The following is a 13,923-nucleotide window of genomic DNA, read 5'->3' on the forward strand; positions in this document are numbered from 1 at the left end:
TTCCCTACGCCGGCTGCGTGCGGAAAGGTGCCGTTGACAGGTTCGGGATTGTCGAAGTCGTATGGGTCGACCGAAGTCTTCATGGACGTGGACTTGGCGATTGACCGCGGTTCGCGGGTTGTGATTCTGGGGTTTAACGGTGCGGGTAAGACTACGCTGCTGAAGATTCTGGCTGGTTTGGAAGCACCGGATACTGGGGAAGTAAAGGCTGGGCACGGGCTGAAACTTGGCTACTACGCGCAGGAGCACGAGACGCTTGATCTTGACCGCACCGTGCTGGAAAACATGCGGAGTAACGCGCCGGATCTCGATGACACGCAAGTGCGCACGGTGCTGGGATCGTTCTTGTTCAGTGGCGATGAGGTGAACAAACCCGCCAAGGTGCTGTCCGGTGGTGAGAAAACACGGTTGGCGCTGGCGACGTTGGTGGTGTCGTCGGCAAACGTGTTGCTGTTGGATGAGCCCACGAACAACCTGGACCCGGCCAGCCGTGAGGAGATTCTGTCAGCGATTCGGCGCTACGAGGGCGCGATCATTCTGGTGACTCACGACGAAGGCGCTGTGCAAGCGCTGGATCCGGACCGTGTGTTGTTGTTGCCTGATGGCGACGAGGACCACTGGAACGACTCGTATTTGGATTTGGTGTCGCTGGCATAGGAGTCGGGGTGGCGCTGGGGTTGCTGGGGCTCCGGCCGGTTTTGTTCGGTTGGGCGCCCGTCTTACTTAGCGTGGTGGCGTTGGTTCGCAAGTAGCTGTCTGAGTAGCATGACGGCCAGCTACCCGAGGTGTGTTGTAAACAGTTTCGGCCTGTATGACGGTGTTGCTGGTTTAGCGCCATCAGTTGCTCGAATCGAGCTCTTTGAGCTTGCTGCCGCAGGACTTGCCTTCGCCGTTGCATCTGTGGAGTTCGCGGGTGCCTTCCGTTCGCGGAAGTGTTGCTTACCGCTGAGGTCGGGGTCCTCGGCGCAGGTGCGACTAGCTAGCCTGCCGAGGTAGGAGTGGCCTGGCGAGGTGGCAGGCTTTCTTCGGTTGGGGTAGCGGCAGGCCTGCTTCCCGGGGTGCTGGCAGGGTCTCTTAGTCACTTTTCGTGTTATGTCTCAGTCCAGGTGGCGCAAAGCGAGCGAAACGGCGCGTTATATATATTGCGCAGTCTTGTTCGCTTTGCGCCGTTTCGTCGCTCGACAGGGGTTGTCTCGCTTAGATCAGTCCCCTGCTTTCGCTTCCGAGGTTGTTCTTTGACGTGCGCTTGTAAGCGTCCGCGCTTTCTCTTTTTCAGCACTGTTATGTCCGCTCAGGAAGTTCCTGTTTTCGTGTGTGTGCGACTGAACACTTGTTCGAACATAAATAGAAATAAAATGAACAAAACACTTGACTTACGCATTCGAACGCAAATAGAATAGGGGTACACAAGGAGGTGAACCCACATGACCACAACACACACCCACACGCGTAACGACCTGCACGACGGGCCTGCCGTGGAACTGTTCGAAACAGTCAAAAACACCACACGCATCATGGACGAAGCACAGGTGAAACAAGCAGAAGCCGTAGCAGCAGTCATCAGCGCCCACATCACCCCGCTAGATGACTTCACTCATGGCCTACACGCGGTGTTTACCTCTAATCCTGGTGCTGGCCCACTCGTCACAAACGGCACAACTTCGAGTTCAAACGCAGGCCCGTCCGCTTTTGGGTCTGTTGGTGTGGATGATGTGGTGGCGTGCGTAGCGTTACCGTCGGGTGAGGTGGCCACGGTTGCCAGTGTTGAACGGGTGGCAGATGAGTTGCCAACCCCGACTGAAGGGGTGTTGGCGAAACTGTTGGATTGCACACGATCCCAGCTGGTAACCCGGGTGCGGAAGATCATGACAGCGGTCGTGCTCATGCCCAAGTTGTGGTCACTGGCTAAGGCTGGTGTGATCGGGTTTGACAGGGTTTTGTATACGGTTGGCAGGGTGGGTCGTGCTGGGGTGTGTATCCCGGTGTTTGATGACATGCTCACCAACAAGCGTGTGGACGTGCCCTGGAAAACCTACAGGCGGCACGTCAATGAAATCCTCGCGATGCTTATGACTCCTGAAACCCGGGTGGAGAACGCTCGGCGTAACCGGGGAGTGTCGTACTGGGTGAATGATGACGGTACAGCCACATGGTCGCTGACTGGTCCTGTGTTGGAGATGGAAGCGTTTTATCAGCGTGTGCGTGGAACTGCCAGGGCTATCCTGGCAATCCACATAGAAGCGTTTTCTGTCAGGTTGACGGATGAACAACAAGCCCTGTTCATTACCGAGGGCAATGGTGACACGACTGAAGTGCGTGTAGGGGACCTGGGTCGGGTTGAGGTTGATGATGACCGGCTCATCGACCAACTCACCCTGGATTTGATTACCGGGGCGAAACCTTCAACCACGTTGCGTGTCCGCGTGGTCCCGACGGGTAAACACGCCCCCATCACAGTCACCAACACCAAAGACACCTTCGACCCAGGTGTTCCTGGTGCGGAATCCGATGGTGCATTCGAAGCGGGCGGTCCCGGAACGGATACCCGTAGCGATGCGGGTGGCCCTGGTTCGGGTGATGCGGACGGTTCTGTGTGGGCTGAGAAACGTGAAGCCAGGCAGGCGGAAAACGTGTACGAGCTTGAGTTGTGCGTATCCATGCCTGAAAAAGAAGAATGGCTCAAAGCCCAAGCCGGTATCACCGTCACCATCCCGGTCCTGCACTTCCTCACGCACCTACCCCCACCAAGCACGGAGAGAAGACCCGAGGAACAAAGACCTGAGAGACGAAGATTCGGAAAAGACCCCGGGCCAGACAGATCTGGACCCGGAAACCAAGGGACAGGTGTGCCACCAGAGACTGATGCGCCACCGGGTAGTGAAGAAACCTTAAACCCGGAAGAGTTCTTGAACACCGCGGAACGCGTGAGTGTCGGTGAGCCCTTGGGGGCAGGTGCGCCTGTGGGAGCGGGTCGTGAGCTTGATTACGGGTTGCCGATCAAGGTGGACCCAGATGCGCGGGTTCCGGTGATGATGAATAACCGGGTGCCATTAGACGCAAAGACCGCTGATGAGCTGATCGCGCAGGCGAAGTGGGCGTACCGGATGTTCACCGACCCACAAACCGGGGTAGTCCTCGAATCCACACCGACGAAGTATTACATCCCACCAGCCCTGAAACGCATGGTCGAAGCCAGGCACCCTGATTGCAGTGTCCCCTGGTGTGCTACACCTGCCAGAGTGTGCGAGAAAGACCATATCGAACCGTTCAACCACCAGGACCCTGAAAATGGTGGGCTCACAGTGATGGAGAATTTGCATCCGTTGTGTAAGCGGCATCATCAGGAGAAAACCCAGAAACGACTCCGCGTCGACAAGATGGATGACGGTTCCCTGGCGCGGGTGTTCCCACGGATTGGTGCCATGCTGGTCTACCCACCAGAATCACGGATTAACCAACTCCAGTACGAACGGTTACTCGAGTACTTCGACACCGGCGACCAAGACATCAGCCACACCATCAACCAATACCAAGCAACAGAACACCAAACCGCACGCAGCACTGAAACTGAAGCAACTCACAGTCCAGGGGAGGTGTTCAACGGTGACACCCGCCCATGGGAACCCAGCGAAGAACCACCACCGTTTTAGTAAGCCAACCCGATGGTGGCTGGTCTGAGCTGAGGTTACGTGACCCAGAGTCCTTACTAGAGTCCTTGCTGGTTCAGTTCGGCGTCCTCGGCTTCTTCGTCCCTCACCGAACGGCGCGCACGCCTGGTCGCGCTGTCACGCGTGCGGTGCAAACTCGTCCCATACCGAGTCCCAGACGCAGACCCGTGCTTCAACGCGTCCTTATCCACAACCACATACGTCGTCGGCTTATCCTGAGACGACTCACGCGTCTTCTTCTCACGCACGATCGTGAACACAATCGCAATGAGAATCATGACCCCAAACGTGATCCACTGAAACGTATACGACAAATGCGACCCCGGATCCAGCGACGGCGCAGGCAAAGGAGACAATCCCTCCTCACCAGCCGGATCCTCCGCACCCATCTGCACAAACACATGCTCATATGGATCGCTCAACCCCGGCACCCGCTCCGTATCAATCGCACGAATAATGCCATCCGGATTGTTGTCCTTACTACCGTCCTCGGTCGGTCGAAGCCACCCAGTCACCGTCGTCTCACCAGAAGGCGGCTGTGGCACCTGATCCGGACTCGCAGCGCCAGTCGACGGGGCTGGCACCCACCCCCGATTCACCAAAACCTGGCTCCCAGAAGACGTGGTAAACGGCACAATCACATAGAACCCGGGCTGATTATTCACCGTGCGATTACGCGCCAACACTGTCAGTTGCGGCTCATACCGGCCCCGCACCTCAACCTTGGTCCACTCGTCCTCATGCCTTAACTCCGCCGAGGTGCCTTCCACCGCATCGGCAAAGTCCACCGGAGACGCGTTGTAGTTGGACTCAATCGTGGCAATCTCCGCGTCACGCTGCTGCCGACGGTCGTTCTGCCACATCGCAAGAAACGCACACAGCGTCGCCGCAACAAGCGCCAACACGATATACCGAATCCACGCAGACGACGCCACAAACGAATAGTTGCGCAACATCAGCCCGCACCCTCCGGAATCTCGTCTACCGAAACCACGGACCGTAAAAACCCACGCAACGACAGAAACTCGCTCAAAAAATCACGGTGCTCATCACACGCCAACCACACCTTAGTGCGCGAGGCAACGTGAATCGAAGGGTTATTCCACAACAAAGCGTGCACCGCTACTGCCCGACACGCCTTAGCTGAACAGACAAGCTCGGTCACGCGTCAGTCTCCTCGTCCCGGCTACGCTGTGACTCCCGCGGACTCTCCAGAACCCCCACGACCTCACCAATAACGACGTCAGGCTCTTCATCCTCCACGTCCTCGGCAGGCTCATCATCCAATGCCTGCGGTGTCGGAGCGCCAGCAATTTCATCCTTATCCGTGTAGAAATGACGTCGCACCGTGTTAGCAATAGTCACCGCAACCCACGGAAGAACAATCGCCCCCGCAGCCGCGGTCCAGCGCACCCACCCAGACGTAAGCGCCGCAACGAAAAAGCACGTCAAACGGATCGCCATAAGCACCGTGTACTGACGCATACGCCCGTTCGACTCGGCTTCGTGGGAGTGCTGAGCATCGGTGACACGAACAGTCTGTTCCTTGCTCACTCACACCTCCTGCGCTCAGTTCGCTACGCAAGTCTACTCCCCGAACTAGAGAAACGCTCCGAGGTGAGACCAATCGTTGATAAGTTAGGAAAGAAACTGTCCGCAATCTCATCTATGTCCAGGAGCCTCAGTGCCACGTACAGTACTCGTCACCGGCGGTAACCGCGGGATCGGACGCACAATCGCCGAACAATTCATCGCACAAGGCGACCGCGTCGCTGTCACCTCACGCAACGGAGACGCCCCAGAAGGCGCGCTAGCAGTCGCCGCAGACGTCACCGATTCCGCCTCACTCGACGCGGCCTACACCACGGTGGAAAACGAACTGGGACCAGTTGAAATCATCGTCGCAAACGCCGGAATCACCCGCGACAACCTGCTCATGCGCATGAGCGACGAAGAATTTGAAGACGTCATCAACACCAACCTGACCGGCGTGTACCGCACAGTCCGTCGCGGCATCACGAACCTGATCCGCGCCAAGTGGGGACGCATCATTCTGATCTCGTCGGTATCCGGGCTCTACGGTGTTGCAGGCCAAGCAAACTATTCGTCGTCAAAGGCAGGCCTGGTGGGTCTGGCCCGCTCCATCACCCGCGAAGTCGGATCACGCGGAATCACCGCCAACGTAGTAGCCCCCGGCTTCATCCGCACCGACATGACGGACGAACTCCCTGAAGCCAAACAAAAAGAGTATTTGCAAGCCGTTCCCGCCAAGCGTTTTGCTGAACCTCAAGAAGTAGCCAAAGTTGTCAGCTGGGTTGCTTCCGATGACGCAAGCTATATTTCCGGTGCTGTCATTCCCGTTGACGGCGGTTTGGGAATGGGACACTAAAGAAAAAGCAGAAAGGTCAACATGGGAATTCTTGAAGGAAAGCGCATCCTCGTTACCGGTGTGCTCACAGAATCGTCAATCGCGTTCGCTGCCGCACGTCTCGCACAAGAGCAGGGTGCAGAAGTCATTCTGTCCAGCTTCGGCCGTCAGATGAAGATCACCACGATCATCGCCGAACGCCTACCCAAACCAGCCCCGGTTATTGAACTCGACGCCACCAGCGAAGAAGACCTGGCGGCACTGCCGGAACGCCTGGGCGGAAACATTGACGGAATCGTGCACGCAATCGCGTTCGCACCAAAGGACGCTCTGGGTGGCGTGTTCCTCGACACTCCATTCGAATCGGTGTCCACCGCAATCCACGTGTCCGCCTACTCGCTCAAGTCGATCGCGGTCGCAGCCAAGAGCGTGCTCAACCCAGGCGCTGGAATCGTGGGCCTCACATTCGACGCGACCGTCGCATGGCCAGCATACGACTGGATGGGTGTTGCAAAGGCGGCCATGGAATCCACCTCGCGCTACCTGGCCAAATACATGGGACCAGACAAGATTCGTGTCAACCTGGTGTCCGCCGGTCCACTTAAGACCACAGCCGCTAAGTCCATCCCCGGCTTCGAAGCTTTTGAAGACGTCTGGGGCGACCGCGCTCCACTCGGATGGGACCAGACCGACACTGAACCAGCCGGAAAAGCAATCGTCGCTCTTCTCTCCGATTGGTTCCCCGCCACCACCGGCGAAATGGTGCACGTCGACGGCGGTCTGCACTCCACAGGCGCATAAGCGCCAGCGCTTAAATATCACCGCGCAAGCACCTGCACTTTTGAGTGGGCATATCTACACTGGTAGGTATGCCCACTCTTGTTTTAGCTCGTCACGCGCACGCAACTCATGACCCTATGCCGGACTTTGACCGTCATCTCACTGAAGAAGGGGAGGCCGAGGCGGCGCTTGCCGGGCGCTTTCTGTCCCAGTTCGCACTGACTCACCTTGTGTCGTCACCAGCTAAACGAACCACCCAAACTGGACAAGCAGTTGTTGACGCGCTCAATGACGCATACCGCGGTCGCCCCGATTTCAAACAGGTCGAACTACAGTTTGAACCGGCTCTTTACGACGCCACCGTGCAGACCTGGTTAGACACCATCAACGCGATCCCCGAAAATGTGCCTGGCGCATACATCGTTGGCCACAACCCAATCGTGTGGGAAACAGTCGAACGCGTGGGCGGTGTAAGTCTCAAGAAGTTTAAGCCGTCGTCCGTGGCAGTCTTCCAGCTACCGAGCTGGGACGTTGACTCATTCCCAGAACCAACCGTGCGCTACTTCGGAAACTAGAACGCCACGGAACTCACGCAGACCTCTAACAGGCCCTACGCAAGTCCTCAACGCACATAAGGCGTGCAGAAGATCTCGACCAGTTGGCGCATATCCCTGTGACGAATAACCAAGTCGGCCTTCTCAGCCAAAGCCGGTTTTGCACAAAAAGCAATCCCGCAACTTGCCAGTTCAACCATGTCGAGGTCGTTAGCACCATCGCCAACCGCAAGAGTGCGCGTGGCCCCCACACGCCCCGCCAACTCCGCAAGCGTCTGGGCCTTAAACGCCCGGTCAACCACCGGTCCAGTCACCTGCCCCGTGAGAACCCCGCCGGAGGACTCCAACTGGTTGGCAAACGCATCGTCGATGCCAACCCCGTCAGCAAGTGGCTGAACAATGTCAATAAAGCCTCCGGATACAACAGCCACGTGGCAATCCACCTCGTGCAACGCCTCAACCCACTCAGGAACGCCCGGTGTCAGCGTCACCTGGTCAGCGACCTCGGCAAGGGCACTTACAGGGATCCCCTCAAGTAAGGCCACGCGTTCACGCAAGGACTCCTCGAAGTCCAACTCACCGGCCATCGCCCGCTCCGTAATCGCTACAACCTGGTTCTCAACACCTGCGTGAGCTGCCAGAAGATCAATCACTTCCTCATTGATCAACGTGGAATCCACATCCATGACCACGAGCTCAGGCGGTGCGAGACTCACCTCCGGAGGCAAGACCTGAACATCGTCATTCTCTGAGCGCAAATCGGCCAGAACCGGCGGAAGATCATCAGTGTCAAAAACGTCGTGACGCACCTGGCCAGAGTCGAAAATACATACCCGTTGCATAGCTTCATCGTATCGGTGCGGCACTTTCCCGCGTGGTCGTGGTCACCACGTCGTGAGCAGCCGCGTGGAGCTGAGCCAGAAGCGACCCCAACTCCTGAGGCTCAACAGCAAGCGGAGCCAAAACCGGGCGCAACGCACAGTGAATATCAACAGCTGAAAAACACGCAGCTTCAACCGTGGAATCCACGAAGAACGACCCCGCCCGCCGGTGCTCACCAGCAAACTCCTCTTGCCAGTCTCTCCACGGAAGATTCCGGAACTCATCGGCAATCCCACGCTCAACAAGAGACAAACCCTGCATCACCACGTCGCGTAAATGACGCACCGCCTCGGGCACGGAACGCATCCCCAAAGGAGCAAACGGAACGTGCGCACACGGAAACACATCAACATTGCCCTCCGCGTGAACCACCAGTACGGCACGGGACTCACCAGCCACCTCGGCGACAATCACAGCGGGCGCTTGGGCAACCACGCGACTGTGCTCCCTAGCCACCTGCGGAACCGTCAGCGCAAGCGCCGGGTGAACCAAGACCGCACGAAACCGATCAAAACCACGCTCCCTGGCCGCAGCAGCCCACAGCAACAGTCCAGTACGTGACTCGTCAAGCACCGCATCTTCGTTGATAAACGGAACCTCAAACCCGGCGTCCTGGAAGATTGTGACAACCGAATCGGGCGGTAAAGTCCGCTCAACACACGCGTTAAGGGCGGTGGCGACATGAACAGTGTGGAAAACTCGCTGATTGTGCACACGCACAGATTACCCGTGGGGTAGTGTTTAACATATGAGCGAAGTGCTGAGCTTAGAAGATGTTGTTGTTCGCCGTGGCGCCCACCACCTGCTGGATGGACTTAGCCTCTCAGTATCTGAAGGGCAGCACTGGGTGATTTTAGGCCCAAACGGCGCCGGTAAAACCACCCTGTTGGAAATCGCTGCCGGGCGCATGCACCCAACCAGTGGAACCGTCAAAATTCTGGGCGAACAGCTTGGCCGAGTCGACGTATTTGAGCTCCGCCCGCGCATCGGTTACGCCTCGTCGGCGCTTGCTGACCGCCTACCACGCAGTGAAACCGCCTTCGACGCCGTGATGACCGCCGCTTATGGGGTCGTTGGTCGCTGGACAGAAAAGTACGAACAGATCGACGAAGAGCGGGCCCACGACCTCCTCAACGTTTTTGGTATCGGCGACTTTAAAGACCGCGCATTCGGTTCCCTGTCTGAAGGTGAACGCAAACGAGTACAGATTGCCCGGTCACTCATGACCGATCCGGAAATTCTGCTCCTCGACGAACCAGCTTCGGGACTCGACCTGGGTGGACGTGAAGATCTACTTCAGGCTCTTTTTGAAATCCTCGGTGGGAAATACGCCCCCACCACCCTCATGGTCACTCACCACGTGGAAGAGATTCCAAAAGGCACCACTCACGCACTGCTTCTGCGCGACGGAAAAGTGACAGTGGCCGGGCCCTTGGAAGAGACCCTGACATCAGAAAATCTCTCTGAGACATTCGGCTCTGACATCAAACTCACCACAGTAGGTGGACGCTTCCACGCTCACGCACAGTGACATTTGATCTTCTCACCAGCGCGCTAATCTTCTTAGCGGGGCTGGCCGCTGGCACCATCAACGCGGTGGTGGGCTCCGGAACTCTGATTACCTTTCCCGCGCTCGTGGCTTTTGGCGTGCCACCCCAAGCCGCGACCATGAGTAACGCGCTTGGGCTCATCCCGGGAAACATCGCATCGTCCTTCGGATACCGTGAAGACCTTCGTGGCTCCGGCGACAGACTCAAACGCTGGATACCCGCTTCGATGGCAGGTTCGCTCGTTGGCGCAACGCTATTGGTGGTTCTGCCAGCTAAGTCCTTTGAACTGATTGTTCCGGTGCTCATCGTGATCGCTCTCGTCATGGTGGTGGTGCAACCACGACTGCAGAAGTACCTGAAAGCCCGCGATGCCACGGCCCTGACAAACAGCACAGTCGCCGTGTACTGCATCCTGTTCTTCACAGCCATCTATGGCGGGTACTTTGCGGCAGCTCAGGGCATCATTCTCATCGGTCTTCTTGGCATTGTCCTCGATGAGCCACTTCAAAAGATCAACGGGTACAAAAACGTTCTAGTGCTCTTCGTGAACATCGTGTCAGCAGCCGCTTACACGGTTATAGGATTCAACAAGATCTCGTGGATGGCCGTGGTGCTCATTGCAGCCGGTTCGCTCATAGGCGGTTACGTGGGCGCCCGTGTTGGCCGAAAACTCAATCCCACCGCTCTGCGCGCAGTGATTGTCATTCTGGGCATCGTGGCGTTTGTGCGCATCCTGGGAATCCACGCATGAACACACCCAAAAAAGCCGACCTGGGTCCCGCAGACATTGAGGCTCTGTGTGAAAAGCACGGCATCGACCCAGCCCGCGTGCAACACCTGGCACATGTGCCCCCGCCTGAGGACTACACGCAGCTGACCGATGTGGAACTGCGCAAGAAGCTCGAACCAGAAAATGGGCTGTTCATCTCCGAGTCATCCAAGATCATTCAACGTGCCCACGACGCCGGCATGAAGTTCCGCTCCTTCTTCCTCAACGCCCACTGGCTCGAACCGCTGGCCCCAGTGATCGCCCACCACGACGTCCCCATCTACGTGGGAAGCGAAGCTGATCTAGAAAAGGTCGCCGGTTTTCGCCTCCACCGAGGTGCTTTGGCAAGTACCCAGCGTCCCCACCTTCCCAGCGTCGCCGAGGTGGTGAGGGACACCTCGGTCGTTGTCATCATCGAAGACTTGGTGGACCACACGAACGTGGGCGCGATCTTCCGTTCCGTAGCAGCCTTGGGAGCGGACGCCGTCCTTGTGACTCCCCGTTGCGCCGACCCGCTCTACCGCCGCGCCATCCGGGTATCCATGGGAACCGTGTTCCAAGTTCCGTGGACAAGAATCGATCCTTGGCCAGAGAGCATCGACACCTTCCAGGATGCAGGGTTCGTCGTTGCGGGCATGACTCTAGGCGAGGGCGCGATCACTTTGGACGAGCTGGTCGCTGAAGATTATGAGAAGCTCGCTCTCGTCTTCGGCTCCGAGGGTCCTGGGCTGACTCAAGCGACTGAGCAGCGGCTCGACAGAAGAGTCACGATCCCGATGATGGGCGGAGTTGACTCGTTAAACGTCGCGGCGGCCTCGGCAATCGCGCTCTATGCGACGAGGTTGCGCCACAAGAGGTAGCGTGACTGTCCAGAGGTGGTCGAGTCAGTCCGTTTTCACCGGCGCGAATATCGTTGTGGCGAGTGTGATCTGCGCCACTAGGGCCTTTGCCCTGATGCAGTGCTGCCGACGGACTGTACTGAAGCCGGCACTCTGGTGGTGAGCTTGGAGTCCGAGCATTAAGTCAATTGAAATCCGGTCAAGCAAGTGGGGTCATCTGCGCGGGTCGATATATCCTGCTTTGCGGTGCGGCCTTCGGCTGAGACTGTGAGCGACGCGTCAATTCCGCGTGGCAGCCAGATCCCCACGAATCCGTTGTCGTAAGTCCTCAGCGTTTCATCGAGGATGGTCCTCCCAGACGTCGCCTCGACCACGGTAACGTCGACGTCAGTATTGGCGAGCTCGCCGCGACAAGTTGTGAGGCTGTGGAAGTAGCATTCGTGAGTCTGCCCGCGATAGGGAGCGATAGAGACGTAAAATTCGTCCTTTGGCATCGGCAGAGTGGTCTGCCTGTTCTGATCGTCGGTCAGGACCAACTGTTCGGGTTCAATCGAAGCAATGAGTTCAGACGAGCGATCTGACACCTTCGCTGTGTCGAGGCGCTTGATGACGTCCCGTGCATTCAGGCCGTCCAGATCGTGCTCGGCCACCAATGAGTGATCGGACCCTGCGTCGACGGACGGTTCCGCATCAGCACAGCCGCTGAGCAGGAGGACGGCGCTGGTCGCCAGCGCGGTCATGGTCGCGCAGAGTCTCAGGCGGCTCCTGGAGGGGTGGATCGGAGTAACAATGGCAAGGGGCATGGCCAACTCTTTTCTCAGGTGAAAATGTTCATATCGACCGATTCGACCTCAGGCGGCCCGATTTCGTCGGGGGCCGAGGGCCAGACGAGGGGCAGTCCACGCCAGCCCGGAGACGTCGAAAGCATAGTCTTAGTCTGGGGTGTAACAGCCTGGGAGGCGTCTGGTGTCAACCGAAATCAGATGGTGTCAGGAGCGCACGAGTCGGTTGATGGCATCGGAGGCTTCCTGGATCTTGGCGATGGCCGCGTCCTCATCGCCTTGCTTGGCGGCGTCGAGCACGCAGTGCTTGAGGTGGTCATCGAGCAGGCCGGTCGCGACCCCCTGAAGTGCCCGGGTGAGCGCGGAGACCTGAGTGAGGATGTCGATGCAGTACTTCTCGTCATCGATCATCTTCGCGATGCCGCGCGCCTGGCCTTCGATGCGCTTCATGCGGCTGCGGTAGCGGGCCTTGTCGCTGATGTAGCCGTGCTGGTGGGTCTCGGTGTCGCCGCCGGTGTCATTGGTGGCCGTGTCGGTAGTCATGATTGTGTCCTTCATTTCTGACGCTCCAGGACGGAACGAGTGCTTGCATCTGGGGTGAGGTCGATGCGACGCAACAACTGGGCGTTGAGGGCGACGACGACGGTGGAGATCGACATCAGGATCGCGCCAACCGACATCGGCATGACAAAGCCGACGGGTGCGAGCACACCGGCCGCGAGCGGCACAGAGAGCAGGTTGTACCCGGCAGCCCACCACAGGTTCTGCTTCATTTTACGGTATGCGGCACGGGAGAGTTGGATAACCGAGAGCACGCTGCGCGGGTCGGAACTGGCGAGGATGACCCCTGCTGAGGCGATGGCGACGTCGGTGCCCGCGCCGATGGCGATACCAATGTCGGACTGCGCCAGCGCCGGAGCGTCGTTGACGCCGTCACCAACCATGGCGACCTTCTTGCCTTCCTTTTGCAGCTGGTCGACCTTGGCGGACTTGTCCTCGGGGCGGACGCCGGCGAAGACCCGGTCGATGCCGAGCTCTCTTCCCACCTCGTTCGCCACGGCCTCGGCGTCGCCGGTGATCATGACGACCTCGACGCCGAGCTCATGAAGCGCGTCGACGGCGTCGCGGGACTCTGGCCGGACCTCGTCGGCAAGCTTGAGCCCGCCGATCACAGTATTGTCGCGTAGGACGTGCAGGATGATCGCGCCCGCGGCTCGCCACTCCTCGGCGGCGTCGATCTCGTGCTGCCCGGTCTCCTCGAGCAGTCGGGGGCCTCCGACGCGGATCTCCTGGCCGACCACGGTCGCGGTGACCCCCACTGCCGGCGAGGACGAGAATCCACTGGCTGGTTCGACGGTCAGGCTCTTGTCTTTGGCGGCAGCGACGATGGCCTGGGCGAGCGGGTGCTCGCTGTTGGCCTCGGCGGCAGCGGCTAGGGCGAGTACCTGCTCGGCGTCCAGGCCGGCGATCGGCTCGACGCCGGTGACGGTGGGCTCGCCCTTGGTCAGGGTGCCGGTCTTGTCGAAGAGCACTGCGTCGACCTGGCGCATGGACTCCAGCGCGAGGCGGTCCTTGACCAGGACGCCGCCGCGGGCGGCGCGCTCGGTGGCGATGGACACGACCAGCGGGATCGCCAGACCGAGCGCGTGCGGGCAGGCGATGACGAGCACGGTGATGGTGCGGATGACGGCATCGTTGGGCAGCCCGAAGAGGGTCCAGGCGACGGCAGTG

Annotated in this window: 15 protein-coding genes; 8 read left to right on the forward strand and 7 right to left on the reverse strand. The window is 58.7% G+C overall.

What is annotated here, in order from left to right; translation table 11 throughout:
- Both HMPREF0183_RS01975 and HMPREF0183_RS01980 read left to right on the forward strand, forming a co-directional pair.
- On the forward strand, positions 1-657 hold a 657-nt coding region (locus tag HMPREF0183_RS01975; RefSeq protein WP_005882282.1), incomplete at its 5' end, for an ATP-binding cassette domain-containing protein.
- Between the two features lie 767 nt (positions 658-1,424).
- Positions 1,425-3,650, forward strand: coding sequence for an HNH endonuclease signature motif containing protein (locus HMPREF0183_RS01980; RefSeq protein ID WP_005882284.1), 2,226 nt, complete (start codon positions 1,425-1,427; stop codon positions 3,648-3,650).
- 56 nt (positions 3,651-3,706) lie between these two features.
- On the opposite strand, the gene HMPREF0183_RS01985 is transcribed toward HMPREF0183_RS01980, so the two are convergent.
- Both HMPREF0183_RS01985 and HMPREF0183_RS11985 read right to left on the reverse strand, forming a co-directional pair.
- Positions 3,707-4,624 carry an SURF1 family cytochrome oxidase biogenesis protein gene (locus HMPREF0183_RS01985; protein ID WP_005882286.1) on the reverse strand — a complete coding sequence of 306 codons (918 nt, stop codon included), beginning with the start codon at positions 4,622-4,624 and terminating at the stop codon, positions 3,707-3,709.
- A gap of 205 nt (positions 4,625-4,829) precedes the next feature.
- Positions 4,830-5,222: a DUF3099 domain-containing protein gene (locus HMPREF0183_RS11985; protein ID WP_005882288.1), complete on the reverse strand. Its 393-nt coding sequence runs from the start codon at positions 5,220-5,222 to the stop codon at positions 4,830-4,832.
- 130 nt (positions 5,223-5,352) lie between these two features.
- On the opposite strand from HMPREF0183_RS11985, the gene fabG reads away from it, so the two are divergent.
- From fabG to HMPREF0183_RS02010, 3 genes are all read left to right on the forward strand, one after another.
- Complete coding sequence (gene fabG / locus HMPREF0183_RS02000; RefSeq protein ID WP_005882291.1) at positions 5,353-6,057, forward strand: 3-oxoacyl-ACP reductase FabG; 705 nt, start codon at positions 5,353-5,355, stop codon at positions 6,055-6,057.
- A gap of 21 nt (positions 6,058-6,078) precedes the next feature.
- Positions 6,079-6,837: an enoyl-ACP reductase FabI gene (gene fabI / locus HMPREF0183_RS02005; protein ID WP_005882293.1), complete on the forward strand. Its 759-nt coding sequence runs from the start codon at positions 6,079-6,081 to the stop codon at positions 6,835-6,837.
- A gap of 68 nt (positions 6,838-6,905) precedes the next feature.
- Complete coding sequence (locus HMPREF0183_RS02010) at positions 6,906-7,391, forward strand: SixA phosphatase family protein (protein ID WP_005882295.1); 486 nt, start codon at positions 6,906-6,908, stop codon at positions 7,389-7,391.
- Between the two features lie 47 nt (positions 7,392-7,438).
- On the opposite strand, the gene serB is transcribed toward HMPREF0183_RS02010, so the two are convergent.
- Together serB and HMPREF0183_RS02020 are read right to left on the reverse strand one after the other, a co-directional pair.
- Complete coding sequence (gene serB / locus HMPREF0183_RS02015) at positions 7,439-8,212, reverse strand: phosphoserine phosphatase SerB (RefSeq protein WP_005882296.1); 774 nt, start codon at positions 8,210-8,212, stop codon at positions 7,439-7,441.
- Positions 8,213-8,216: 4 nt separating this feature from the next.
- Positions 8,217-8,966 carry a hypothetical protein gene (locus HMPREF0183_RS02020; RefSeq protein ID WP_005882298.1) on the reverse strand — a complete coding sequence of 250 codons (750 nt, stop codon included), beginning with the start codon at positions 8,964-8,966 and terminating at the stop codon, positions 8,217-8,219.
- Positions 8,967-9,000: 34 nt separating this feature from the next.
- On the opposite strand from HMPREF0183_RS02020, the gene HMPREF0183_RS02025 reads away from it, so the two are divergent.
- From HMPREF0183_RS02025 to HMPREF0183_RS02035, 3 genes are read left to right on the forward strand one after another with little or no spacing between them, the layout of a single operon-like run.
- Positions 9,001-9,783, forward strand: coding sequence for an ABC transporter ATP-binding protein (locus HMPREF0183_RS02025; protein ID WP_005882300.1), 783 nt, complete (start codon positions 9,001-9,003; stop codon positions 9,781-9,783).
- Positions 9,780-10,553: a sulfite exporter TauE/SafE family protein gene (locus HMPREF0183_RS02030; protein ID WP_005882302.1), complete on the forward strand. Its 774-nt coding sequence runs from the start codon at positions 9,780-9,782 to the stop codon at positions 10,551-10,553. The genes HMPREF0183_RS02025 and HMPREF0183_RS02030 overlap by 4 nt, the downstream gene beginning before the upstream one ends.
- Entirely contained in the window at positions 10,550-11,431 is an 882-nt protein-coding gene (locus HMPREF0183_RS02035; protein WP_005882304.1) for a TrmH family RNA methyltransferase, read from the forward strand. The genes HMPREF0183_RS02030 and HMPREF0183_RS02035 overlap by 4 nt, the downstream gene beginning before the upstream one ends.
- Before the next feature lie 158 nt (positions 11,432-11,589).
- Here the strand turns inward: HMPREF0183_RS02035 and HMPREF0183_RS02040 are convergent, their stop codons facing one another.
- From HMPREF0183_RS02040 to HMPREF0183_RS02050, 3 genes are all read right to left on the reverse strand, one after another.
- Positions 11,590-12,213: a CueP family metal-binding protein gene (locus HMPREF0183_RS02040; protein WP_005882308.1), complete on the reverse strand. Its 624-nt coding sequence runs from the start codon at positions 12,211-12,213 to the stop codon at positions 11,590-11,592.
- A gap of 186 nt (positions 12,214-12,399) precedes the next feature.
- On the reverse strand, positions 12,400-12,735 hold the full coding sequence (locus HMPREF0183_RS02045) for a metal-sensitive transcriptional regulator (protein ID WP_229577523.1): 336 nt from the start codon (positions 12,733-12,735) through the stop codon (positions 12,400-12,402).
- 11 nt (positions 12,736-12,746) lie between these two features.
- Positions 12,747-13,923: heavy metal translocating P-type ATPase (locus HMPREF0183_RS02050; RefSeq protein WP_005882311.1), on the reverse strand; the 1,177-nt coding region annotated here is incomplete at its 5' end.

This window comes from Brevibacterium mcbrellneri ATCC 49030 (assembly GCF_000178455.1).
GTDB lineage: Bacteria > Actinomycetota > Actinomycetes > Actinomycetales > Brevibacteriaceae > Brevibacterium > Brevibacterium mcbrellneri.

What these genes read in the sequence shown, in the direction of transcription:
- HMPREF0183_RS02035 (WP_005882304.1), top strand. Translation starts at nt 10,550, where the DNA reads ATGAACACACCCAAAAAAGCCGACCTGGGTCCCGCAGACATTGAGGCT.
- HMPREF0183_RS01980 (WP_005882284.1), top strand. Translation starts at nt 1,425, where the DNA reads ATGACCACAACACACACCCACACGCGTAACGACCTGCACGACGGGCCT.
- fabI (WP_005882293.1), top strand. Translation starts at nt 6,079, where the DNA reads ATGGGAATTCTTGAAGGAAAGCGCATCCTCGTTACCGGTGTGCTCACA.
- HMPREF0183_RS02025 (WP_005882300.1), top strand. Translation starts at nt 9,001, where the DNA reads ATGAGCGAAGTGCTGAGCTTAGAAGATGTTGTTGTTCGCCGTGGCGCC.
- HMPREF0183_RS02010 (WP_005882295.1), top strand. Translation starts at nt 6,906, where the DNA reads ATGCCCACTCTTGTTTTAGCTCGTCACGCGCACGCAACTCATGACCCT.
- HMPREF0183_RS01985 (WP_005882286.1), bottom strand. Translation starts at nt 4,624, where the DNA reads ATGTTGCGCAACTATTCGTTTGTGGCGTCGTCTGCGTGGATTCGGTAT.
- HMPREF0183_RS02045 (WP_229577523.1), bottom strand. Translation starts at nt 12,735, where the DNA reads ATGACTACCGACACGGCCACCAATGACACCGGCGGCGACACCGAGACC.
- HMPREF0183_RS02040 (WP_005882308.1), bottom strand. Translation starts at nt 12,213, where the DNA reads ATGCCCCTTGCCATTGTTACTCCGATCCACCCCTCCAGGAGCCGCCTG.
- serB (WP_005882296.1), bottom strand. Translation starts at nt 8,212, where the DNA reads ATGCAACGGGTATGTATTTTCGACTCTGGCCAGGTGCGTCACGACGTT.